General features: G+C 66.7%; 19 protein-coding genes and 1 tRNA gene. 8 read left to right on the top strand and 12 right to left on the bottom strand.

Annotated features, from left to right (window positions below):
- Nucleotides 1-706: 706 nt before the first annotated feature.
- Nucleotides 707-1534: a DUF1295 domain-containing protein gene (locus tag JWQ81_RS29745; RefSeq protein WP_297546786.1), complete on the bottom strand. Its 828-nt coding sequence runs from the start codon at nucleotides 1532-1534 to the stop codon at nucleotides 707-709.
- 61 nt (nucleotides 1535-1595) lie between these two features.
- Between JWQ81_RS29745 and JWQ81_RS29740 the strand changes: the two genes are divergently transcribed.
- The 4 genes from JWQ81_RS29740 to JWQ81_RS29725 all read left to right on the top strand — a co-directional run bounded on the left by JWQ81_RS29740 (nucleotide 1596) and on the right by JWQ81_RS29725 (nucleotide 5205).
- On the top strand, nucleotides 1596-2102 hold the full coding sequence (locus JWQ81_RS29740; RefSeq protein ID WP_297546785.1) for an emopamil-binding family protein: 507 nt from the start codon (nucleotides 1596-1598) through the stop codon (nucleotides 2100-2102).
- A gap of 94 nt (nucleotides 2103-2196) precedes the next feature.
- Complete coding sequence (locus tag JWQ81_RS29735) at nucleotides 2197-2772, top strand: hypothetical protein (protein WP_297546784.1); 576 nt, start codon at nucleotides 2197-2199, stop codon at nucleotides 2770-2772.
- Nucleotides 2773-2855: 83 nt separating this feature from the next.
- Nucleotides 2856-3251: a DUF1761 domain-containing protein gene (locus JWQ81_RS29730; protein ID WP_297546783.1), complete on the top strand. Its 396-nt coding sequence runs from the start codon at nucleotides 2856-2858 to the stop codon at nucleotides 3249-3251.
- A gap of 763 nt (nucleotides 3252-4014) precedes the next feature.
- Nucleotides 4015-5205, top strand: a complete 1191-nt coding sequence (locus JWQ81_RS29725) for an ROK family transcriptional regulator (protein WP_297546782.1) — start codon at nucleotides 4015-4017, stop codon at nucleotides 5203-5205.
- A 27-nt stretch (nucleotides 5206-5232) separates the two neighbouring features.
- On the opposite strand, the gene JWQ81_RS29720 is transcribed toward JWQ81_RS29725, so the two are convergent.
- The 5 genes from JWQ81_RS29720 to JWQ81_RS29700 all read right to left on the bottom strand — a co-directional run bounded on the left by JWQ81_RS29720 (nucleotide 5233) and on the right by JWQ81_RS29700 (nucleotide 9229).
- The gene (locus JWQ81_RS29720) at nucleotides 5233-5655 is read right to left on the bottom strand and encodes a hypothetical protein (RefSeq protein ID WP_297546781.1); all 423 of its coding nucleotides are present in this window, start codon (nucleotides 5653-5655) and stop codon (nucleotides 5233-5235) included.
- 86 nt (nucleotides 5656-5741) lie between these two features.
- Nucleotides 5742-6284 (bottom strand): DoxX family membrane protein, encoded by a 543-nt coding sequence (locus JWQ81_RS29715; protein WP_297546780.1) that lies wholly within the window; start codon nucleotides 6282-6284, stop codon nucleotides 5742-5744.
- 140 nt (nucleotides 6285-6424) lie between these two features.
- Nucleotides 6425-6625, bottom strand: a complete 201-nt coding sequence (locus JWQ81_RS29710; RefSeq protein WP_297546779.1) for a hypothetical protein — start codon at nucleotides 6623-6625, stop codon at nucleotides 6425-6427.
- Nucleotides 6626-6773: 148 nt separating this feature from the next.
- The gene (locus JWQ81_RS29705) at nucleotides 6774-8420 is read right to left on the bottom strand and encodes an NAD-dependent malic enzyme (RefSeq protein ID WP_297546778.1); all 1647 of its coding nucleotides are present in this window, start codon (nucleotides 8418-8420) and stop codon (nucleotides 6774-6776) included.
- A gap of 215 nt (nucleotides 8421-8635) precedes the next feature.
- Nucleotides 8636-9229, bottom strand: coding sequence for a hypothetical protein (locus JWQ81_RS29700; protein WP_297546777.1), 594 nt, complete (start codon nucleotides 9227-9229; stop codon nucleotides 8636-8638).
- Between the two features lie 234 nt (nucleotides 9230-9463).
- Between JWQ81_RS29700 and JWQ81_RS29695 the strand changes: the two genes are divergently transcribed.
- The 3 genes from JWQ81_RS29695 to JWQ81_RS29685 all read left to right on the top strand — a co-directional run bounded on the left by JWQ81_RS29695 (nucleotide 9464) and on the right by JWQ81_RS29685 (nucleotide 13750).
- Nucleotides 9464-10153 carry a LuxR C-terminal-related transcriptional regulator gene (locus JWQ81_RS29695; protein WP_297546775.1) on the top strand — a complete coding sequence of 230 codons (690 nt, stop codon included), beginning with the start codon at nucleotides 9464-9466 and terminating at the stop codon, nucleotides 10151-10153.
- Nucleotides 10154-10340: 187 nt separating this feature from the next.
- Nucleotides 10341-13148, top strand: coding sequence for a BTAD domain-containing putative transcriptional regulator (locus tag JWQ81_RS29690; protein WP_297546774.1), 2808 nt, complete (start codon nucleotides 10341-10343; stop codon nucleotides 13146-13148).
- Between the two features lie 203 nt (nucleotides 13149-13351).
- Nucleotides 13352-13750 carry a nuclear transport factor 2 family protein gene (locus JWQ81_RS29685; RefSeq protein ID WP_297546772.1) on the top strand — a complete coding sequence of 133 codons (399 nt, stop codon included), beginning with the start codon at nucleotides 13352-13354 and terminating at the stop codon, nucleotides 13748-13750.
- Nucleotides 13751-13861: 111 nt separating this feature from the next.
- Here JWQ81_RS29685 and JWQ81_RS29680 read toward each other — a convergent pair whose 3' ends face one another.
- The 5 genes from JWQ81_RS29680 to orn all read right to left on the bottom strand — a co-directional run bounded on the left by JWQ81_RS29680 (nucleotide 13862) and on the right by orn (nucleotide 16819).
- Entirely contained in the window at nucleotides 13862-15010 is a 1149-nt protein-coding gene (locus JWQ81_RS29680; protein ID WP_297546770.1) for an AI-2E family transporter, read from the bottom strand.
- A 2-nt stretch (nucleotides 15011-15012) separates the two neighbouring features.
- The gene (locus JWQ81_RS29675; protein ID WP_297546769.1) at nucleotides 15013-15375 is read right to left on the bottom strand and encodes an STAS domain-containing protein; all 363 of its coding nucleotides are present in this window, start codon (nucleotides 15373-15375) and stop codon (nucleotides 15013-15015) included.
- Nucleotides 15376-15446: 71 nt separating this feature from the next.
- Complete coding sequence (locus JWQ81_RS29670; protein ID WP_297546767.1) at nucleotides 15447-15569, bottom strand: hypothetical protein; 123 nt, start codon at nucleotides 15567-15569, stop codon at nucleotides 15447-15449.
- 480 nt (nucleotides 15570-16049) lie between these two features.
- A tRNA-His gene (locus JWQ81_RS29665) sits at nucleotides 16050-16125 on the bottom strand.
- 85 nt (nucleotides 16126-16210) lie between these two features.
- Nucleotides 16211-16819 (bottom strand): oligoribonuclease, encoded by a 609-nt coding sequence (gene orn, locus JWQ81_RS29660; protein ID WP_297546766.1) that lies wholly within the window; start codon nucleotides 16817-16819, stop codon nucleotides 16211-16213.
- A gap of 114 nt (nucleotides 16820-16933) precedes the next feature.
- Here orn and JWQ81_RS29655 point away from each other — a divergent pair, with 114 nt between their 5' ends.
- On the top strand, nucleotides 16934-18481 hold the full coding sequence (locus JWQ81_RS29655) for a helicase HerA-like domain-containing protein (RefSeq protein WP_297546764.1): 1548 nt from the start codon (nucleotides 16934-16936) through the stop codon (nucleotides 18479-18481).
- Nucleotides 18482-18610: 129 nt separating this feature from the next.
- On the opposite strand, the gene JWQ81_RS29650 is transcribed toward JWQ81_RS29655, so the two are convergent.
- Nucleotides 18611-19621 (bottom strand): trypsin-like peptidase domain-containing protein, encoded by a 1011-nt coding sequence (locus JWQ81_RS29650; RefSeq protein WP_297546762.1) that lies wholly within the window; start codon nucleotides 19619-19621, stop codon nucleotides 18611-18613.
- Nucleotides 19622-19634: the final 13 nt, after the last annotated feature.

Here is a 19634-nt window from a genome sequence, read left to right as displayed (position 1 = left end):
TCAGCGGCATCACCGTCTTGTGCATTGTGGTGGTTGGGAAGTGCGGATGGGTGGTGACGGGAGACCGGACTTCATCCCGCCCGCTTATCTCGATCCGCTTCGAAGACCCAGGCGCAACACCATGCACGTGTAACAGAATATCCCGTACCAGGGCTCGTGAGTGCCGCGACCGGATCATCCGGCCGCGACACTGACGAGCCCTGACTGCATTCCCGGCTTTCGCAACTCGCCGTCGACTTGCGAAAGCCCGCAGCGGTACTGAATCGGGGGACCCCTGGTACGAATTCGTACCAGGGACCCCCCGATACGAATGGCAGTGGACGCGACGAGCCCCAGCAGCCTCAAGTGGTCACATCAGCGCCGGTGCTACTAACGCTTCACGGATGTGGCCCTCGGGTTCGTACCGAGCATCCCTCGCCGCCCCGGTCCTCGCCTCGGTAAACAAAAGCGCTCGAACCCGCGGCGCTAACCGCACTCCACCCAACAGCAACTCGCCGTCGACTTGCGTAGGACTCGGTCTTAAGATCCATTCAGTGTCTACTGTGGAACGACGCTGGCGAGGGCCCCAACAGTGGCGATCACGCCGATCACAGCCAGGCTTTCCCGTCGAGGTTGGAACCTGCGTGTCGCTTCCGCCGTCGAATCAAGGGAAGCGGTGTTGGTGACGACCGCCGTACTAGTCCGGCGGCTAAATGCGGCTAGGCGCTCATTCGGCCTGGGCTTGGGCGATGCCGCCAGAGCGTGGCCACCAGGGGACTACGGGCGAGGTGCGGCGCTGGTAGTCGGCGTACTCCGGGTACCGGCCGATGGTGATGCTTTCGGTGAACTTGGTCGAGCCGACGAACAGCAGCGTCAGGAGGAAGGCGCCGAGCACGGTCCACTGCCATAGCGAGCCTGCCGCGATCGCGCCGAAGACGAACACCATCCACCACTGTGCCTGCTCGAAGAAGAAATTGGGGTGTCGCGAGAAGCGGAACAGGCCGCTCTGGAGGAAGCGTCGTTCGGGCTCGCGGCCGGCGTCGACTTCGCCGCGCTTCCAGCCGTGGAAGTTCCACTGCTGCTGGTCCGCGACTGTCTCACCGACCAGGAACGCGAGGAAGACCACGGTGATGACGACGTCGAGCGGGCCATACGCCGATCGGTGCTGTAGCGCCGTGTACGCGGGCAAGGTGATCAGCAGCAGGATCGCGTTCTGGTAGATCGTGATGAAGAACAGGTTGAACACCTGGAACTGCCAGGGTGCCATTTTGGCCCGCAGTACTGCCCAGCGGTAATCCTCGCCGCCTCGCGCGTATCCGCCTTTGCGGGCGAAGTTGAACGTCAACCGCAGGCCCCACAGCGCGCCCAGGACGAAAATCGTGTCGAGCCGAGCGTCAGCGAACCCGGCCCCGCCGGCGAAGATCCCCAGGTACGCCACCGGCACGAGCGACCAGATCCGGTCGACCCAGGAGTACTCCCTCGTCACCAGCGACAGCAGCCACACGACCAGGCAGACACCGGCGAAGACCCACAAACTGACGTGCAACGCGTTCATGACCGCACTCTACTAATGGGTCTAGCGCTGATGCCCGGTCCTGCTAATAAGATCACTCACCATGGCTACTCCGGTCGCGAACCTGGAACTGCGCCGCCGCAAGGTCGACATCTTCTTCGCCATCATGTTCACGGTGTTCGCTGTCACCTCGATCATCAGCGATCTGTTGCCGACCGTCGGCGTGGACTTCTCGCACCCGTCCGACAACTTCTTCGTCCAGTCGAACTACTGGTACGCCCACGACACCGACGTGCTGTTCATGCACCCGCCGGACTGGATGCGGATCGTCACCGGGCTGTCCGCGTTCGTCTATCTGCCGTTCTATGTCGTGCTGGTGTTCGCGCTGGTCACCGGGCGCAACTGGATCCAGCTGCCGTCGGTGATCTACGCGACGATGATCGTCGTGCTCACCGGCATCGTCGTGTTCGGTGTCGAGTTCTTCGGCGACCCAGCGATGCGCACCGGCAACCCGGTCAAGTTCCTCCTGTTCAACCTGCCGTACGTGCTCGTGCCGCTGGCCTTACTGATCCGCATGCGCAAGCCACAGCCGTTCGCCCGCCGCTTCTGACCGGTCACCGACGTCGTTAAACACCGTTCTTGTACTCTCGGGTAACTGTTCTACACTGACGGTGAATTGCCATCAGTGCTTCGAGCGGAGGCAGATGTCCGGCGATGACCTGGAGCGCTCGTTCGCGGTGACCGACAAACGGCGCACCAACGGCTCCCACAGTTCCCCAGTCACCGAAGTCCAGGTGCGTGCCGCGGCGCCCGCGCCACCCGAAGCCAGCAGGGTCGACGCGGTCCAGCTGGCGCATGCCGGGATAGCCGCGCTCAACCGGCGCGACCCGGTGTTCGCCGTCCGCGCCGCTTCCATCCTGGGCGAAGACCGGCGGACCATGGTCGACGCGGTCACGACGCTGACGGACATCCTGCTCAGCGGTGTCCCGCGCGGCGCACTCAAGCCCGGCACCCGCATCGACGTCGGTTTCCGGCCGACTCCGGGCGATCCGGACTGCCCCAAAGCGCGTGACCGGGCCTGTGACCTGCTGACCGCGCTCGCGGCGGAAGATCAGAAGGCGGCCGAGGAGGTCCTGGGTGACCTGACCGAGCAGACCGCCGCGGACGTGCTGGTCGTGCTGCTGTTCAGCGCCGCCGCCCGGCTCGAGCACTTCGTCGGGCTCGACGGCGACACCGCGGACGCCTACTACGCGACGAACGCGGCCGCCAGCAGCGTCTGACACCGGTATGTCGAGATGGGCCGGCTTACTTCTACGTCCTTGGTGAAGGGTGCGATTCGCGCCTGTGGACGTGGGAGATGCTGATGATCGACGTGAACTACTGGGCCGTTGTGGTGGCCACCGTGGTGGCGTTCGTGGTGAGTTCGGTGTGGTACGTCGTGTTCGGCGGCCTGCGCGCGAAACTTCTCGGCGCGGACACCGCCGAGATGACACGGCCTGTCCCGTGGAAGATGCTCGTCGAGATCCTGCGGAGCCTGGTCGTCGTGGCCGTGTTCGCCGGATTCGCCGCGAAGCTGGGGATCACGGCGCTCCCGGGCGCATTGCTGCTCGCGGGGTCGCTCTGGATCGCCTTCCCCACGGTGATCCTCTCCGGCTCGGTGCTCTGGGAAAACGTGCCGATGAAGCTCGCCGCCATCCATGTCGGCGACTGGCTGGTCAAACTCCTCGTCATCGCGGTGGTCATCGGCCTGTGGCACTAACTCGTGAGTGTTCAGGCACGATGTGCATCGCCGCGCTGTCCGATCGGGCACTGCCGTCGCTGGGCAGCGTCACGTACTGCAGCGTCTTCCCGGCCTGAAGCGTGATCGCGCTGGAGTAGATGCCGAACGCCTTGCGACTCGGGTCGAGCGGGTGGTGGATGTAGGTCGTGGTGGCGACCAGGTCCCCGCCGGGCGGCGGGGTGTTGCCGTACCAGTCGGCCGTCGTGGCGGTGTACTGCTGGGTCGTCCCGTCGGTGTAGGTGATAGTGCCGGTGCCGCCGGCCGGGCCGTAGTGCGTGCCGAGGTAGATCGGCTTGGCGTGGCGGCCGAGGCGGCGGCGGGGCTCACGGCCGCCACCCCCGCGAGTCCCAGTGCATCGGCACGGTGGCCAGCAGCACGGCCAGCCGGCGGGGCCTTCTCGATTTCGGGCCTGACATCGCGCCTCCGTTGGAAGCCCCCGGCTACGCCGCCGGAGGAGGTTTCGCCCCGAGCTGGATCCCCATCGATCCGACTCGTGCCGGTGCGCCCCTCAGATACGTTGAAAGACAGACAAACTTGGGGGGCCGTCCGATGTAGGGCTGATTCTGTCCTCGACATTCTGCGTAAAGCACTGATCGATAGGGAGATTTGGCCACATATATTGCTCAAAGCTGGATAAACTTGCGACAGCGGACCAGCTTTGCAACCTGATGGCCGAATGGGTGCCGAGGGCCGGTACACGGCCCGTCGGGGAGACTGGCCAGTCGAGAGGGAGGTGCCCGCGATGACCGTTCCGCTGAACCTGCGCGGAGAGGGCCGTGCCAGGATCCTGCGCGCGCTGCATGGCAAGGGGCCGGCGAGCCGTCCGCAACTGGTGACGTTGACCGGCCTTTCGCGAGCCACGGTCGCTTCGCTGGTCGCCGACCTGATCGACGAAGGCGTGGTGCGCGAGGACGACACACCGTCCCCCGAGTCAGGCAGCCGCCCGAACGGACGGCCTGCGGTGACGGTGTCCGTGGTGCCGCAAGCCGCGTACGCGGCAGGTGCGGACATCGGACACACGCACGTCCACGTCATCCTGTGTGACCTCGCGGGCCAGCCGGTGTGGGACCGGCGGGTCGCCCACGACACCGACCTCGAACCTGTCCGGACCTTGCGGACGGTCGCGGACTTCGTCGCTGAGGCATTGGCGGAAACCGGCGTCAGCGCGCGTCAGGTGCTCGGGCTCGGTGTCGACATCGCGTGTCCGGTGGACAGCGGCGGCGACGGGCTCGACGCGGCGAGCATCATGCCCGGCTGGCTCGGCGTCCGGCCGGCCAGCGAGCTCACGAGGTTGACGGGACTGACGACGAGCCTGACGAACGACGCCAATGCGGGCGCGCTCGGCGAGCGGCTCTACGGCGCCGGGCGGGGCGTCGACGACCTCATCTACGTCCGGCTGTCCGCGGGCATCGGTGCCGGCGTGATCTCCGGCGGGCGGCTCATCACCGGTTCCGGCGGCTTGGCCGGCGAGGTCGGGCACCTCCCCGTCGCGCCGGGCGGGCTGGTGTGCCGCTGCGGCAACCGCGGCTGCCTCGAGACCGTCGCCAGCCCGGCCGCGTTGGCGGACCTGCTGTCCCGCAGTTGGCGGCAGCCGATCGAACCCGCCGATCTCCCCGAACTCTTCCGCGACGCCCGCGTCGGTGTCCGTGTCGCGCTGCAGGAAGCGGGGGAGGCTGTCGGGCGGGCGATCGCGACCATGGTGACCCTGCTGGACCCGCGGCTCGTGATCGTCGGCGGCGACCTCGCGTGCGCCGGGGAAGCACTGCTCGACCCCATCCGCCGCACCGTCGAGCGCTACGCCATGCCGACGGAACACCGCAAGCTCGACGTCGTCGCCGGTGAACTCTCCACCTGGGCCGAAGTCCGCGGCGCGGCCGGCGTGATCATCAACGACGCCCCCGACACCCTCGCCGTCAACTTCGGGAACCGCTGAGGAGGCTGTCCGTCAGCTGTCGGTCCGCTAGAAGTTGTCGCCTCCGATGAACTGCTGTTCGAGGCTGTCCGCGGCGGCGGCGACCAGCTGCAGCGGGTCGTCCAGCTCGTTGTACTGCAGGTTGCGCAGCGGCAGGGAGTGCCGCAGCACCAGCCATTCGCCCATGATCACTGCGCCGCCGACCACCGTGGTCAGGCCCATCTCCTCCAGCGTCACCTTGAGGTCGACGTCGGCGACCCTGGCGAACGGCGTGGCGAGCTGGACCCAGTCCTCTTTCTTGTCGAGCACCTCGCGGGCCAGGATCATCATCTGGGTGCGGCCCTGGGAGAGCTGGTCCTCGTCGTACTCGTCCGCGCCGAACCGGTAGAGGATCCTGATCTCGTCCTGATCCTCCCGGACCACCTCGTATCGGACCCTGACGTAACGCACCAGGTCGTTCCACGTAGCCACGGGGGATTCCCTCCAGGTTGTCCGCTCCACCGCCGCCGGTCAGGGGCGATGAACCGAAGATACCGCGCCGCGTGCGAGGTCCCGGCTCAGAACGGCCAGTGGGAGGTGAAACGCGCGGAAAGAACGCGGTCGAACCCGGCGACCCGGCCGGTCGGGACGATCGCGAGCAGCACGAGCGGCAGGACGTCCAGGGGGTACGTCCACAGGTACTGGTTCGTCCCGAGCAGCATCAGCCAGATCGGCGCCAGCAGCAGCACGCCGCCGACCGCGGCGAGCCTCGACGCGATGCCGAACAGCAGGCCCAGCCCGATCGCCAGTTCGGTGAACGTGAGGAACCACTGGAAGAACCCCCAGTTCGTCAGCACGACGTTCGAGTAGAAACCGCGCAGGGGCGCTATCCCGGTGCTGCTGACCGACTGCTGCAGAATTCCGTGCGCGACACCCCGGTCGACCAGGTTGAACGAAAACCAGCCGCCGCCGAAGTTCGTCTTCCCGATTATCTTGGCGATCGCGTTGCTGAGCCAGTTCACCCCGAACCCGATCCGCAGGGCCACCAGGGCACCGTTCAGCATTCGGGGCGAGACCAGGGAAGTGGTCGTCGAAGGGGACAGTTCGGCAGTCTCGGACATGGTCGCTCTTTCCCGGATTGTTTCGTTGTCGTCTCCGCAGAAACTAGCGAACGAACGCGGGAAAAATAACTACCGGAAGCCGCCCGTAGGCGGATGGTAATAATTGCCGAAAGGCAATCATTACCATCCGCTGAATAATGTCAGCGCGACTTGCCCGTCCAGTCGCCGTCCCGGCTGATGTGCGGGTCCAGACGGCTGGCGCGGAGGTTCTGCTGGTTCTCCTTCATGAGCTTCCAAGCGCCGCGACCCTGCAGCCTGTAGCCCTTCCGGCGGGCGTTGACGTCGAGCACGGCGGCGATGACGAGCACGACCCCGATCAATCCGACGAGCACACCCAACATCGTTCTCACCTTCCTCCGTTTCCCAGCCACGCTACCCCCTTTCCTGCAGGTCGGCGGTGGCTGTTGCGGCGTTCCCTCAGGGCCACCTTAGGTGCGTTGAACGCATTGCGAGGGTCGCCATCAGGATGGCCTTGAGGGGTACCAGGGGCTAGTAGTCGGGGGTCCAGCGGGTCGCCTTGATGACTTCGGTCATCTCCGCCTCGGTGCGCTTGGGTGCTACGCCGTCGGTGATCGCCTGCATGGCGACGGCGTGGGCGATGGACGTCGCGATTTCCGGGACGTCCTCCCAGCGCGGCAGCAGCGGCTCGTCCGGGTTCTTCAACGCGGGGGATGCCTCGCCGAGGGTCAGGGCCGCGACGCGCATCATCTCGTCGGTGACCCGGGTGGCGCCCGAGGCGGTGACGGCGAGGCCGATCGCGGGGAAGATGTAGACGTTGTTGCATTGTGCGACGCGGTGCTCGACGCCGTCGCGGTGCACCGGCGCGAAGGGCGAGCCGGTGGCGACCAGCGCGCGCCCGTCTGTCCACTCGTCGAGTTCCATCGGATGCGCTTCGGCTTTGCTGGTCGGGTTCGACAGCGGGAAGATGATCGGCCGATCGGTCTTGCCGGCCAGCTCGCGCACGATGGGCTCGGTGAACGCACCGGCCGCTGTGGACAGTCCAAGAAGGATTCCCACGTCGACGTTGTGCACCACGTCGGCGAGCTGTGCCCGGCCGGACAGGTTCCAGCCTTCGACCCGTTTCGCGGACTGGGCGAAGAAGCGCTGGCCGTCGGTGAGGTCGGTGCGGTCGTCGGTCAGCAGGCCCTCGATGTCGACGACCCAGATCCGTTCGGTGGCCTCGGTTTCGGACAGCCCCTGCGCCTGCATCTCCCGCCGGATCATGTCGAGCACTCCGATCCCGGCGGACCCCGCGCCGAGCATGACAACCTGCTGCTCGGCCAGCGGGCGGCCCGCGACCTTCGCGGCGCCGTGCAGCGCGCCGAGTGCGACCGCGGCCGTGCCCTGGATGTCGTCGTTGAACGTCAGCATCTTGTCGCGGTAGGTGTCCAGAATGGGCAGTGCGTGCGCGGTGGCGAAATCCTCCCACTGCAGCAGGACGTCCGGCATCTCCTCACGCACGGCGGCTACGAACTCGTCGACGAACTCGTAGTAGTCCTCGTCGCTGATCCGCCGATGCCGCCAGCCGAGGTACTGCGGGTCTTCGAGGCACTGCGCGTTGTCGGTGCCGACGTCGAGCACGATCGGCAGCGTCCTGGCCGGGTCGATCCCGCCGATCAGCGTGTACAGCGACAGCTTGCCGATCGGGATGCCCATCCCGCCGATGCCCTGGTCGCCTAGCCCGAGGATGCGCTGGCCGTCGGTCACCACGATCACGTCGACCTCGTTCCGCGGCCGGTTTCGCAGGATCTCCCGCAGGTCGGCGCGTTCGGGGTAGGAAACGAACAGTCCGCGCGGCCGTCGGTAGATCTCACTGAACCGCTGGCACGCCTCGCCCACGGTCGGGGTATAGATGATCGGCATGGCCGCTTCGATGTGCTCGCTGAGCACCCGGTAGAACAGCGTTTCGTTGCGGTCCTGGAGCGCGCGCAGGTAGATGTGCTTGTCGAGGTCGTTGTGGCGCGTGCCGAACTCGTCCCAGCAGTGTTCGACCTGTTGGTCGAGCGTCTTCTCCGCGATGGGCAACAGACCGAGCAGGCCGAGCGACCGGCGCTCGTCGTGGGTGTACGCGGTCCCTTTGGTGTGCAATGCGTCGAACAGGGTCGACTGTCCGGTCCTGCGCTCCGCCTTGTCCATACTGTGCCCCGTTTCGTCGAGTCCGGAGCTTCAGACTGACACGGCCCGGCGCTGGCCGCCCGTTGTAGTGATTCAGTCCATGCCCTTTTTTCCGGGGGGCCAGAACGGTTTCGTGATGACCGACCGCCGCGGTCGGCCGCGCTCGCCGGCCAGGCCGGTAAACCCAGCCGACGGATTCGGACGTGGGCACGCATCGTGCAGGCCGAAAACCCTAGTCAGGCAGCGGCGCGGTGCCACGTCGGCGGCGTCACGCCCGCGGCTGCCGGGAGCGCCACGCAGATCGCCAGTCCGCCGGCCACCATCAACGGCGTGATGCCGGTGGCGATGCAGAGGCTGCCGATCAGGAAGGTGAGCGCGGGCCACGCGGAGATCCGGCGCCGGACGGCGAGCGCCACCAGCAGGAATGCGGGCGCGGCCAGCGAAAGTGCGGGAATCAGGCCGTAGAAGAAGACACCGAAGCCCGGAATGGCGTGGATGGAGTCCGAAATCCCGCTCATCGCGGCCCGGCTACCGGCGCGGAAGCCGACGATCAGGTCGAGCACCATCTGCCCGGTCATCGCGACGAGCCCGATGGTCCCCACTACGGCGAGGACGTCGCCGAACACGCGCTCGACCCGGCCGCGGGCGACCTCATGCAGCCATGACCACAGTGTCGCCAGAACGACCCCGAGGCCCAGGTAACCGAGGATGTAGGCGAGATGCGCGCTGGTCCAGAGCGGCAGTGCCACGCCCCAGGTGAGGTCGGGCGAGGTCTTCCACCCGAATTTCATCGCGAGCACCCCGACCAGGAGCAGCGCCGGAGCTGCCACGAAAATCCTTCTGACCACTACAGGCCCCATGATTCGTCCCCATCTCGTCCGGTCCGCCAGGTAGAACGGGACAACCGTGTCAGGACCGGGCGCCGGAGACATCGGGGAAGTCCCCGCTCTTCCCCTTAAGGGGGGTCGCAACGCGAGGAGCACTCATGTTGATAATTCATCGACATCGCTCTGGTTTGCTGAACCGGCACCTGGGGGTGGACGAATAAACAGGTGGTGACAGGGATGCTCAGTATTGGCGAGGCCGTTTCGGTGGTGGCTCCGGCTATGCCCGAGGTGCGGACGGCCGAGGTTGCGGTATGGGTGCTGGCGGACGATCCGGTGTTGACCGGCGAGGTGATTCCGCGCCTGCGGGTGTCCTCCGAGCTGAGATTGGTGTCGGCCGGCCGACGTGAGGACGCCGATGTGGTTCTGGTCCTGACCTCCGTCGTCACCGATTCGCTGCTCGCGGTGATGGCCGAGATCGCCGAAAGCGCGGTGAACCGGGAGCAGTGCATGGTATTGGTGGCCGGGCCGATGCGCGAGCGGCAGCTGGCGAGGGCGGTCGGCTGCGGGGTGGTGAGCATCCTGCCCCGCCGCGACGCGACTCCGCGGTTGATCACCCGGGCGGTGGTCGCGAGCCACTGCGGCGGGGCGATGCTGCCGGAGACAGTCACCCGCTGGCTGGTCGACGAGTCCCGGATGCTCCGGCAGAACCTGCTGACCACGCAGGGGCTCAAGCCGGGCGGGCTGACGCTGCGGGAGGTCGACGTCCTCAAGCTGCTCGCCGAGGGGGAGGACACCGCGCGCATCGCCGAGCGGCTCCGTTATTCGGAACGGACTATCAAAAAGATCATCCAGGACCTGTTGACCCGGCTCAATCTGCGCAATCGCGCCCACGCTGTTTCCTACGCGCTGCGAGTAGGCGCCTTCTGACGGTCGCCACCGGCCCTCAGATGTCCCGGTGACCGGGAAAGACTCCCTGAGTTCGGAAGGTTCCTGTGCAAATGGAGATGCAACCGACAGGTTGGCTTGGGTGACGTAGACGACTTCTGGTGGGAAGCTGGTGGGAAAGCAACCACCGGACGGAAAACGTGAAAGCTATTCGTGGCAGGATCGGGTAATGGTCCCCGGGTTGAGGTTCGCCATGCTCGGCCCGATCCGTGCCTGGCGTGATGGCGCCGAACTGGATCTCGGTTCACCCCAGCAGCGCGCGCTGCTGGCTCTGTTGCTGCTGCGCCCGGGCGGGCTCGTAACCGTCGACGACATCGTGGAAGCGGTGTGGGGTGACGCCGCTCCCCGGACGGCCCGCGGCACGATCCGCACGTACGTCCACCGCCTGCGCCGGGTACTCGGCGCGACGGACCACGATCAGGTGATCAGGTCGTCCTCCGGGGGCTACCAGCTCCTGGTCGACGCCGAAGCTGTCGACCTCGGGCGGTTTCGCCTCGGCCTTGCCCTCGCGGACGCCGCCCGAGCCCGCGCGCAGTTCGTCGAAGCGGTCGCCCTCCTGCGTGACGCGTTGGCGTTGTGGGAGGACACCCCGCTCGCCGGGGTCCACGGGGCCTATTTGGACACTCAGCGGGATCTGTTGCGACAGAAGTGGATCGCGACCTGCGAACAGCTGTGGACCTGGGAACTCGAGATCGACGAGCCCGTCGGTGTGGTGGATGGCATCGCCCGGCTCCTCGACACCGAGCCGCTGCGGGAGCGACTGCACGAGTTGCTGATCCTCGCGCTCTACCAGGCGGGCCGCCGGGCTGACGCACTCGCGGCGTACGACAGCGTCCGGCGGCTGCTCGCCGAGGAACTCGGTGTCGACCCGGGGCCGCGGCTGCGTCGGCTGCAGCAATGCATCCTGGAGTCCGACGCCGGTCTGCTCGCGAAGCCGCGCGAGCCGCAACCGGCCGTGCCGCTCGTCCCTGCGCAGCTCCCCGCGGACCTGCCGGCCTACGTCGGGCGTGTCCAGGGCAAGGATTCGATGCTCGCGCTGCTGCCGGGCGGGCCGCGGTACCAGCCGGACCAGGTCGCGGTCACGCTGATCAAGGGCATGGCCGCGGTCGGCAAGACGACCTTCGCCGTCCACTGTGCACACGAGGTCGCCGACCGGTTCCCCGATGGCCAGCTCTACGTCAACCTGCGCGGCTTCGACGCCGAGATCGCGCCGCTCGAGCCCGCGGAGGTCATCCGCGCGTTCCTGGACGCGCTCGGGACCCCGCTGAAGGACATTCCGCCCGAATTGGACGCGTGCACCGCGCTGTACCGCAGCCTGCTGGCCGAACGGCGCTGCCTGATCCTGCTCGACAACGCCCGCGACACCAAGCAGGTGCTGCCGCTGCTGCCTGGGAAACCGGGTTGCCTGGTGCTGGTCACCAGCCGGCATGCCCTGCCTGGGCTGGTCGCGGCCACCGGGGCGAACACTGTCACGCTCGACCTGATGGAACCCGCGGAGGCCGAGGAGTTCCTGGTCAAACGGCTCGGTGCGGAGCGAGTGGCGGCCGAGCCCGACGCGGCGGCCGACATCATCGCCCGGTGCGACAGGTTGCCGCTGGCGCTCGCGGTGACCGCGGCCCGTGCGTTGTCGCAGCCGACGTTCCCGCTCGCCGCCATCGCGGCGGAGTTGTCCGAGGCGAAGGAAAGCCTCGATGCCTTCGCTGAAACCGACGGCGCTCCCGACCTGCGAGCAGTCCTTTCGTGGTCGTACCGCGCGCTCAGCTGTCAGGCGGCGCGGTTGTTCCGGCTGCTGTCCGTGCACCAGGGGACCGACGTCTCCGTCGCCACCGCGGCGAGCCTGGCCGCGCTGCCCGTGCGTGCGACCCGCACACTGCTGCGCGAGTTGTCCGACGCTCACCTGGTTTCCGAACACTTTCCCGGTTGGTACACCCGGCACGATCTGTTGCGCGCCTATTCGACGGAGTTGTTCCTCGAAGTGGAGTCGGCCGTGGAGCGACGGGCGGCGACCCGCCGCATGTTCGACCACTACCTGGCGACGGCGCACGCGGCGGACCAGCTCCTGTCCACCCACCAAGACCTGTTGGCGTTGCCGGTGCTGGCCGACGGGGTCACTCCGCAGCCACTGGCGGACTACCAGGCCGCCACGAAGTGGTTCGCGGACGAGTACCCGGTGCTGGTCGATCTCGCCGCGCGCGCGGTCGCGGTCTGGCTGCCCGGGCACACGCTGCATTTCGCCTGGGCCCTGCGGCATTACCAGGACCGGCACCGCCACTGGCGCGACATGGCCATCATCCAGCAAGCGGCGCTCGCGGTCGCGGAGGAGCTCGATGATCCGGTCGGGCTGGCGTACGCGCACCGCGGCGTTTCCCGGGTGTACTGCCAGCAGGGTCGAATAGGCGGTTCCGACCACGACTTCGACCTTGCCGAGCACCATCTCGAGCAGGCACTCGCGCTTTTCGAGCAGCTCGGTGACGACGTCGGCATGGCGTACACCTTGCGGCAGACCAACTGGGTGGCCGAACTGAAAGGGCAGTACGACAAGGCGCTGGCCTACGCCGAACAGGCGCTGCGGCTGTTCCGCTCCGCCAACTGGCGCCGGGGCGAAGCCGCCGCGCTGGAACTCATCGCCACCAGCCATGTCCGGCTCGGCCGAGCCGAGACGAGCCTTGTCTACTATCGCCAGGCATTGCTGATCTACCAGGAGCACGGCGAACAGTTCGGCCTGGCCAACGCCTTGCGCGACCTCGGCCGCGCTTATCACGACCTCGGCCGGTTCGACGACGCCACCTGTATCTACCAGCGGTCCGTCGCGATGTTCCGCGACCTCGGCAACGACTTCGACGCGGCCGATTCCCTTCTTCAGCTCAGCGAGACACATCAAGCGGCCGGGCGGGAAGAAGAGGCTCGTGTCGCGATGAAGGAAAGTCTCGAAATCGAAGAGCACGCCGAAACGCTGGGCTTCACCCACGCATCCTGAGTATTCCGGTATCGCTTCACTTGCTTAGCGTAACCGGCGCTTTCCTTGCTGTCGCGCGAAAATCCCGATGCAGCACGAACGGACACCCATTCCTGCCCCGGTCCGGACGGGCAGCCGATCGGGCGAACCTTGCCGCTCGCGGAATCCGGGCGTCGGCAGGCGGGTTGGACCGGGTGATCATCCACCGGTCCAAGGAGAAGGCGATGACGACGGCGAGCAACAAGGGACTGCTGGAATACGTCTATACCGAGGCTTCACGCGGCAACGCCGAACCGCTGATCAGTGCGCTGGCCGACGACATCCGCTGGACGATCATCGGGACGACTCCGTTGTCGGGCACGTTCGAAGGCAAACAGGACGTGATCGCCAAGCTGCTGGTGCCGTTGCGGGCGCGGTTGGAAAGTTCGGTCTCGTTTACCTTCGAGCGGTTCATCGCCGAGGGAGACCACGTGGTGATGCTCGCGAAAGGCAGTGCGACAGCCAAAACCGGCCGACCGTACGAGAATGTCTATGCCATTGTCGCGAAAATCGTGGACGGCCGCATCCAGGAGATGACCGACTACGTGGACACCGAACTCATCACGTCGGCGCTTTTCAGTTAGTACGCGTTCCGTCCGGGGCGTTGTGAAGGCCTAGTTGAGTGCCCCTTACGCCGTGAAGGTGGCCTTCACGACAGGTCACAACGCATCTCAGCCGCACCAGTCGCACCCTGCTCAGGAGTTGTCGAGCCGGGGGTAGAGGACTTCCTCCGCGAGTAGCAGGATCGCGGCGGCGATGGGGATCGCGACCAGCGCGCCGACGATGCCGAGCAGGGCACCGCCCAGCAGCACGGCCACCACGGTGACCATGGCCGGAACCTTCACCGCGCTGCCGATGATCCGCGGCACCAGCAGGTAGTCCTCGACGAAGCGGTAGACCAGGAAGAACCCGAGAGTGAGCAGGCAGACCGGGAGCGACACGGTCAGCGCGACCAGGCTCACGATGACCCCGCCAGAGATGGAGCCGATCACTGGGATCAGGTCGAGTACGGCGACGGTGATCGCCAGCAGTGCCGCGTACGGCACGCCGAAGCTCAGCAGCCAGATCAGCGTGAGCAACCCGGCGACGACCGAGATCAGCAGGTTGCCCAGCACGTACCCGCCGACCTTGACCGAGATCTGGTCGCCGATCAGGATCGCGCGTGGCCGGCGCGACCGGGGGACCAGCCGGTAGCCGGCGGCGCGGATCCGGGGCAGGTCGGCGACGAAGTACATGGTCAGCACGATCACGATCAGGAAGTTGGTCACCGCGCTGAACACCGCCTGGCCGGCGCCGAGCAGACCGCTGGTCAGCCCGGAACTCGAACTGGTCAGCGTTTTCTGGATCAGCGACTCGATGTGGAACCGGTCGTTGAGCTTGCCCAGCGTCGAACTGTGGTCCTGGATCTCGCCCAGATAGGTGGGCAGTTTCGCGACGAACTGGGTCGCCTGGTCGACGATGACCGGGATCGCGGCGGTGAGGAACCCGCTGATCGCGGCCAGCGCGACCACGAACACGGTGAGGACCGCGAGCCACCGTGGGAACCGGCGCTTCACCAGCCACATGACCGCGGGCTCGAGCCCGATGGCGAGGAACAGCGCCAGCCCGATCAGGATCAGGATGTCCTGCACGCCGATGACGACCTGCAACGCGCCGTAGGTCACCGCGACCCCGGCCGCCGCGGCCATTCCGATCAGGAAGGGGGAGCGGCGGTTGAGCGGTTTGCCCATCCTCCCCAGCGGCTGTTCCGGCGTGCTGATCTCCGCAGCCTCGGCTTCGGACTCGGCGATCGAGTCCTCCCCCTCGATGTGATGGGGATCGATCGGGCCATCGTCAGGACGCATGGTCATGAAGTGCCCAGCGCTTCGTCGAGTGAAGTGAAAAGCGTGAGTTGGCGGTCGAGCCCGGTGAGTTCGATCGGTCGCCGGGTCGGCCTGGTCGCCGACACGATCCGGAGTTCGCAGTGTGGGGCGGCCCGCTGGTGCGCCGTGAGCAGCACCGACAGCCCGGCCGAGCCGAGGAACAGGACCTGCGTCAGATCGAGGACCAGCACCGGGGGTTTGTCAGCCAGCGCAACCCGGACGGCCTCGTCGACAGCCGGCGCGGTCAGGATGTCCAGCTCGCCGACAACGGTCAGGATCAGCGTGTCCGTGTCGCAGCGTACCGAAACCGTCACCCCGCCGGTGGCGGGTTCCGTGTGTTCGCTCATCGGGCGTTCCTCCGGTTGGGCAGCACAACAACGTTCAGGCTGTGGACTCAACCGCCGTCATCGTAACGGGCCTAGTCCCGTCTCACGGCGACGGCTTGGGTGAACACCATGCTGACGACGAGCGCGGCGACCCCCACGCCGGTGTCCATCGCGGCGGGAGCGAGTCCACGCGCCGCGGCCGAAGTGCGGGACATTTTTGCACCTTTGTGCCCTCGTTGAGCGTTCAAGCAGGGCACTCTTGTCCAAAAGTGCCCGCTTGTGCCGTATCCGTGAGTGGTCGAATGGACCGTTCCACGGCAAGTCGCCGTCGAGTTGCGATGGTTGCGGATGCTAAGTACCGCAACTCGCCGTCGAGTTGCGATAGGCAACCATCCACACCTACGACCGAAGAGTCACCGAGGTGCCGCTGCCGCACGTCGCGAGCAGTGTCCTAAAAGGTCACCACTGGTTCTTGCGTTCCCCGTGCCCAAGTCCCCCACTGGCACCTTCGCCGCAGTTACGTACCGCACAATGGTGACCCCCCGTGCCACGGAGCCCACGCCGTAGGCACCTGCCCGAGAACGTCGCCGGCCGTCAACAGTTACGTACCGCACCGTGGGGGCTCGGCCCCAGAAACCAAAAATGCCCCACCTTGGGAAAGTTTGCCGCGAGGCAAACAACCAAGGTGGGGCCAGTGGGGTGAGCGACGGGGCTCGAACCCGCGACCTCCGGGACCACAACCAGGTGCTCTACCAGCTGAGCTACGCCCACCATGCGAGGAGATCGTTTCCGATCACCTCGGCTGACATACTGTAGCGTGCCGCTAATCGGTCATGCACGCGGGTTACCTGTGTTGTCAGGTGCTGTGTTTCTCCAGGACCTCGGCGGCTGCGGCTTTGGCTTCGTCCGAGGTGGGGCCGGGTTGGGGGACGAAGGCGATGCGGCGGTAGTAGTCGAGTTCGCCGATGGATTCCTTGATATCGGCGAGTGCGCGGTGGGCCAGTCCCTTCTCGGGTTTGGCGTAGTAGATGCGCGGATACCAGCGGCGGACGAGTTCCTTGATGGAGGAGACGTCGACCATGCGGTAGTGGAGGTGGTCGTCGAGTTCGTGCATGTCGCGGGTGATGAAGCCCCGGTCGGTGGCGATGGAGTTGCCTGCCAGTGGGGCGGTGTTGGGGTCGGGGACGTGCTCTCGGATGTAGGCGAGGACGCGTTGTTCGGCTTCGGCGAGCGTGGTTGTCGAAGCGCGCACTTCTTCGGTGAGTCCGGAGTGGGCGTGCATCTTCTGCACCACTTCGGGCATGTTGGCCAGCGCGTCTTCGTCGGCGTGGATGACGATGTCGACACCTTCGCCCAGTACGTTGAGCTCGGCGTCGGTCACCAGTGCGGCTATCTCGATCAGCGCGTCCTTGGCGAGGTCGAGCCCCGTCATCTCGCAGTCGATCCATACTAGGCGGTCAGTCACCCGGTAGACCCTAACCCGACCGGGGGAAGTGAGTCGCGCGACCTGCACATCCGGTCGGGTTACGCTCGATCGCGTCAAGGGATGTGATCGAGCTAACTACGGTGGGAGTGTCCTGTGACCCAGCAGACCTCGGGTGCGGCCGGTGAGATCGCGGCCGGTTATGTCAGTGAAGGTGCCGCGATCGAGCTGGGTGCGGTGGTGATCGACGGGCAGGTCGAAGCGGGTGCGGCGGTGCGGCTTCCGTTGGCGACGCTCAACCGGCACGGCCTGGTCGCCGGTGCGACGGGGACAGGTAAGACGAAGACGTTGCAGTTGATCGCCGAGCAGTTGTCGGCCGCGGGGGTGCCGGTGGTGCTCGCGGACGTCAAGGGTGACCTTTCCGGGCTGGCCGAGCAGGGCGCGGCGAACGACAAGGTGACCAAACGCGCGGCGGAGCTCGGTGACGACTGGCGGCCGGCGGGGTTCCCGGTGCAGTTCCTCTCGATCGGCACCGGTGGGACGGGCTCACCGATCCGTGCGACGATCACCAGCTTCGGGCCGATCCTGCTGTCGAAGGTGCTGGGGCTCAACGACACGCAGGAATCGACGCTGGGGCTGATCTTCCACTGGGCCGACCAGCGCGGTCTGGCGTTGCTGGACACGAAGGACCTCCGCTCGGTGATCACGCATCTCACCGGCGACGAGGGCAAGGAGGACCTCAAGGGCATCGGCGGGGTGTCGGCCGCGACGGCCGGGGTCATCCTGCGTGCGCTGTCCAACTTGGAGGCGCAGGGCGGGGAGGACTTCTTCGGTGAGCCGGAGCTGGACGTCAAGGATCTGATGCGCGAGGTCGACGGGAAAGCCGTCGTGACGTTACTGGAGCTGGACAACCTGCAGTCCAAGCCGGCGCTGTTCTCGACGTTCCTGATGTGGCTGCTGGCGGAGCTTTTCGAGGTGCTGCCTGAGGAGGGTGACCTCGACAAGCCGAAGCTGGTCTTCTTCTTCGACGAGGCGCACCTGCTGTTCAACGACGCGTCGAAGGCGTTCCTCGAGCGTATCGAGCAGACGGTGAAGCTCATCCGGTCCAAGGGCGTCGGCGTCTTCTTCTGCACGCAGCTGCCGACCGACATCCCGAACAACGTGCTCTCGCAGCTCGGCGCGCGGGTTCAGCATGCGTTGCGCGCGTTCACCCCGGAGGACCAGAAGGCGCTCGCGCGGACGGTCAAGACGTATCCGACGACGAAGAACTACAAACTGGACGAGGCGCTGACCTCGCTCGGTATCGGCGAGGCGATCGTCACCGTCCTTTCCGAACGCGGCGCGCCGACTCCGGTGGCGTGGACCAGATTGCGGGCTCCGCGCTCGAAGATGGGGTCGATCGGGCCGGCCGCGATCGCGGCCGCGACCACCGCGTCGGACCTGCATGCGAAGTACTCCGAAACCATCGACCGCGAGTCCGCGTACGAGAAGCTGATGGCCAAGGCCGCTCCCACTGCCCCCGATGCGCCCGCTGCTTCCGAAGCGCCGGCTGCTGAGGCTCCCGCGCCGAAGCAGGAGAAGGAAGAGCCCGGTTTCCTGCAGAAGGCGATGAAGGACCCGGCGGTGAAGTCATTCCTGCGCTCGACGGCGAGCAGCTTGGGCCGAGAGCTCACTCGCGGGCTCTTCGGCAACCGCAAACGCTAAGGCGTGCCGTGAACGGAATTTTCCTGGCGCCTTCCACCAGGAAAGTTCCGTTCACGACACGTCATTCACGGCCGGTCCCGAACCGGCCGACAGGATTGGGCTGCCCCGACCGCGACCCAATCCCGGGCTTCATCCCGCGACGATCTTGCTGACGATCGTCTTCGCGTCGTTGATCGGGATCGCGAACCCGATGCCGACGCTGCCTGCGGCACCGTTCGCCGACTGGGTGGGCGAGTAGATCGCGGAGTTGATACCGATGACCTGGCCTGCCGAGTTCACCAGTGCGCCACCGGAGTTGCCCTGGTTGATCGAGGCGTCGGTCTGGATCGCCTGGTAGCTCGGACTGGCGGCCTGGCTGTTGCTGGTGCTGTTGAACGGCGACTGCTGTTGCTGGCCGCCACCGACGTCGGACAGCGGGCGGTTGAGCGCGCTGACGATGCCGGACGTGACGGTGTTCTGCAGGCCACCCGGCGAGCCGATCGCCACGACCTGGTCGCCGACGGCCAGCTTGCTGGAGTCGCCGAGCGTGGCGGGGCTGAGGTTCTTGGCGTTCTTCGCCTGGATGACGGCGATGTCGCCCTTCGTGTCCGCGCCGACGACGCTGGCCTGGTACTTCGTGCCGTCCGACAGCGTCACCGTGACGTCGCCGACGGCGCCGTCCACGACGTGCGCGTTGGTCAGGATCCGGCCGGTGGAGTTCAGGATCACGCCGGAGCCGATCGCCTCACCCTGCTGGGTGGTCACGTTGATCTGCACGACGCTCGGCAGCACCTTCGCGGCGACCGTGCTGACGTCGGTCGGGCTGGAGTTCAGCGCCTGCTGGCCGGTGACCGCGCTCGCGGTGTTGGTGGAGGACGCGCTGGTGGGCGAGTCCACTCCGACGATCACGGCGCCGCTGACACCGCCGATGAGCGCCGCGGCGAGCGCGGTCGTCCCGACCAGCAGCCCGAGGCGGTTCTTCTTCGGCTTCGGCGCCGGTGGCTGCTGCTGGAACAGCGGGTTGACCGGTGGCGGGGGCGGTTGCTGCTGCTGGTACCCGTAGTACGGCGCGTAGGCCGCGTGAGGCTGCTGGTGTGGGGGCTGCTGCGGCTGGTGCCCACCGGTAGAGGCGGGGCCGGGCCGACTCTCGTTCTCGGTCATGAACAAAGCTTCG

It is taken from the genome of Amycolatopsis sp. (genome assembly GCF_025464955.1).
In the GTDB taxonomy this organism is placed as follows: domain Bacteria; phylum Actinomycetota; class Actinomycetes; order Mycobacteriales; family Pseudonocardiaceae; genus Amycolatopsis.
Note: the sequence above shows the minus strand (reverse complement) of the source record. Positions and strands in the feature narration are given on the sequence as shown.

Coding starts and splice junctions, on each gene's coding strand:
- JWQ81_RS29740 (WP_297546785.1), top strand. CDS start 1,596: ATGGCTACTCCGGTCGCGAACCTGGAACTGCGCCGCCGCAAGGTCGAC.
- JWQ81_RS29685 (WP_297546772.1), top strand. CDS start 13,352: ATGACGACGGCGAGCAACAAGGGACTGCTGGAATACGTCTATACCGAG.
- JWQ81_RS29710 (WP_297546779.1), bottom strand. CDS start 6,625: ATGTTGGGTGTGCTCGTCGGATTGATCGGGGTCGTGCTCGTCATCGCC.
- JWQ81_RS29675 (WP_297546769.1), bottom strand. CDS start 15,375: ATGAGCGAACACACGGAACCCGCCACCGGCGGGGTGACGGTTTCGGTA.
- JWQ81_RS29705 (WP_297546778.1), bottom strand. CDS start 8,420: ATGGACAAGGCGGAGCGCAGGACCGGACAGTCGACCCTGTTCGACGCA.
- JWQ81_RS29730 (WP_297546783.1), top strand. CDS start 2,856: ATGATCGACGTGAACTACTGGGCCGTTGTGGTGGCCACCGTGGTGGCG.
- JWQ81_RS29690 (WP_297546774.1), top strand. CDS start 10,341: ATGGTCCCCGGGTTGAGGTTCGCCATGCTCGGCCCGATCCGTGCCTGG.
- JWQ81_RS29735 (WP_297546784.1), top strand. CDS start 2,197: ATGTCCGGCGATGACCTGGAGCGCTCGTTCGCGGTGACCGACAAACGG.
- JWQ81_RS29695 (WP_297546775.1), top strand. CDS start 9,464: ATGCTCAGTATTGGCGAGGCCGTTTCGGTGGTGGCTCCGGCTATGCCC.
- JWQ81_RS29680 (WP_297546770.1), bottom strand. CDS start 15,010: ATGCGTCCTGACGATGGCCCGATCGATCCCCATCACATCGAGGGGGAG.
- JWQ81_RS29745 (WP_297546786.1), bottom strand. CDS start 1,534: ATGAACGCGTTGCACGTCAGTTTGTGGGTCTTCGCCGGTGTCTGCCTG.
- JWQ81_RS29715 (WP_297546780.1), bottom strand. CDS start 6,284: ATGTCCGAGACTGCCGAACTGTCCCCTTCGACGACCACTTCCCTGGTC.
- JWQ81_RS29670 (WP_297546767.1), bottom strand. CDS start 15,569: ATGTCCCGCACTTCGGCCGCGGCGCGTGGACTCGCTCCCGCCGCGATG.
- JWQ81_RS29725 (WP_297546782.1), top strand. CDS start 4,015: ATGACCGTTCCGCTGAACCTGCGCGGAGAGGGCCGTGCCAGGATCCTG.
- JWQ81_RS29650 (WP_297546762.1), bottom strand. CDS start 19,621: ATGACCGAGAACGAGAGTCGGCCCGGCCCCGCCTCTACCGGTGGGCAC.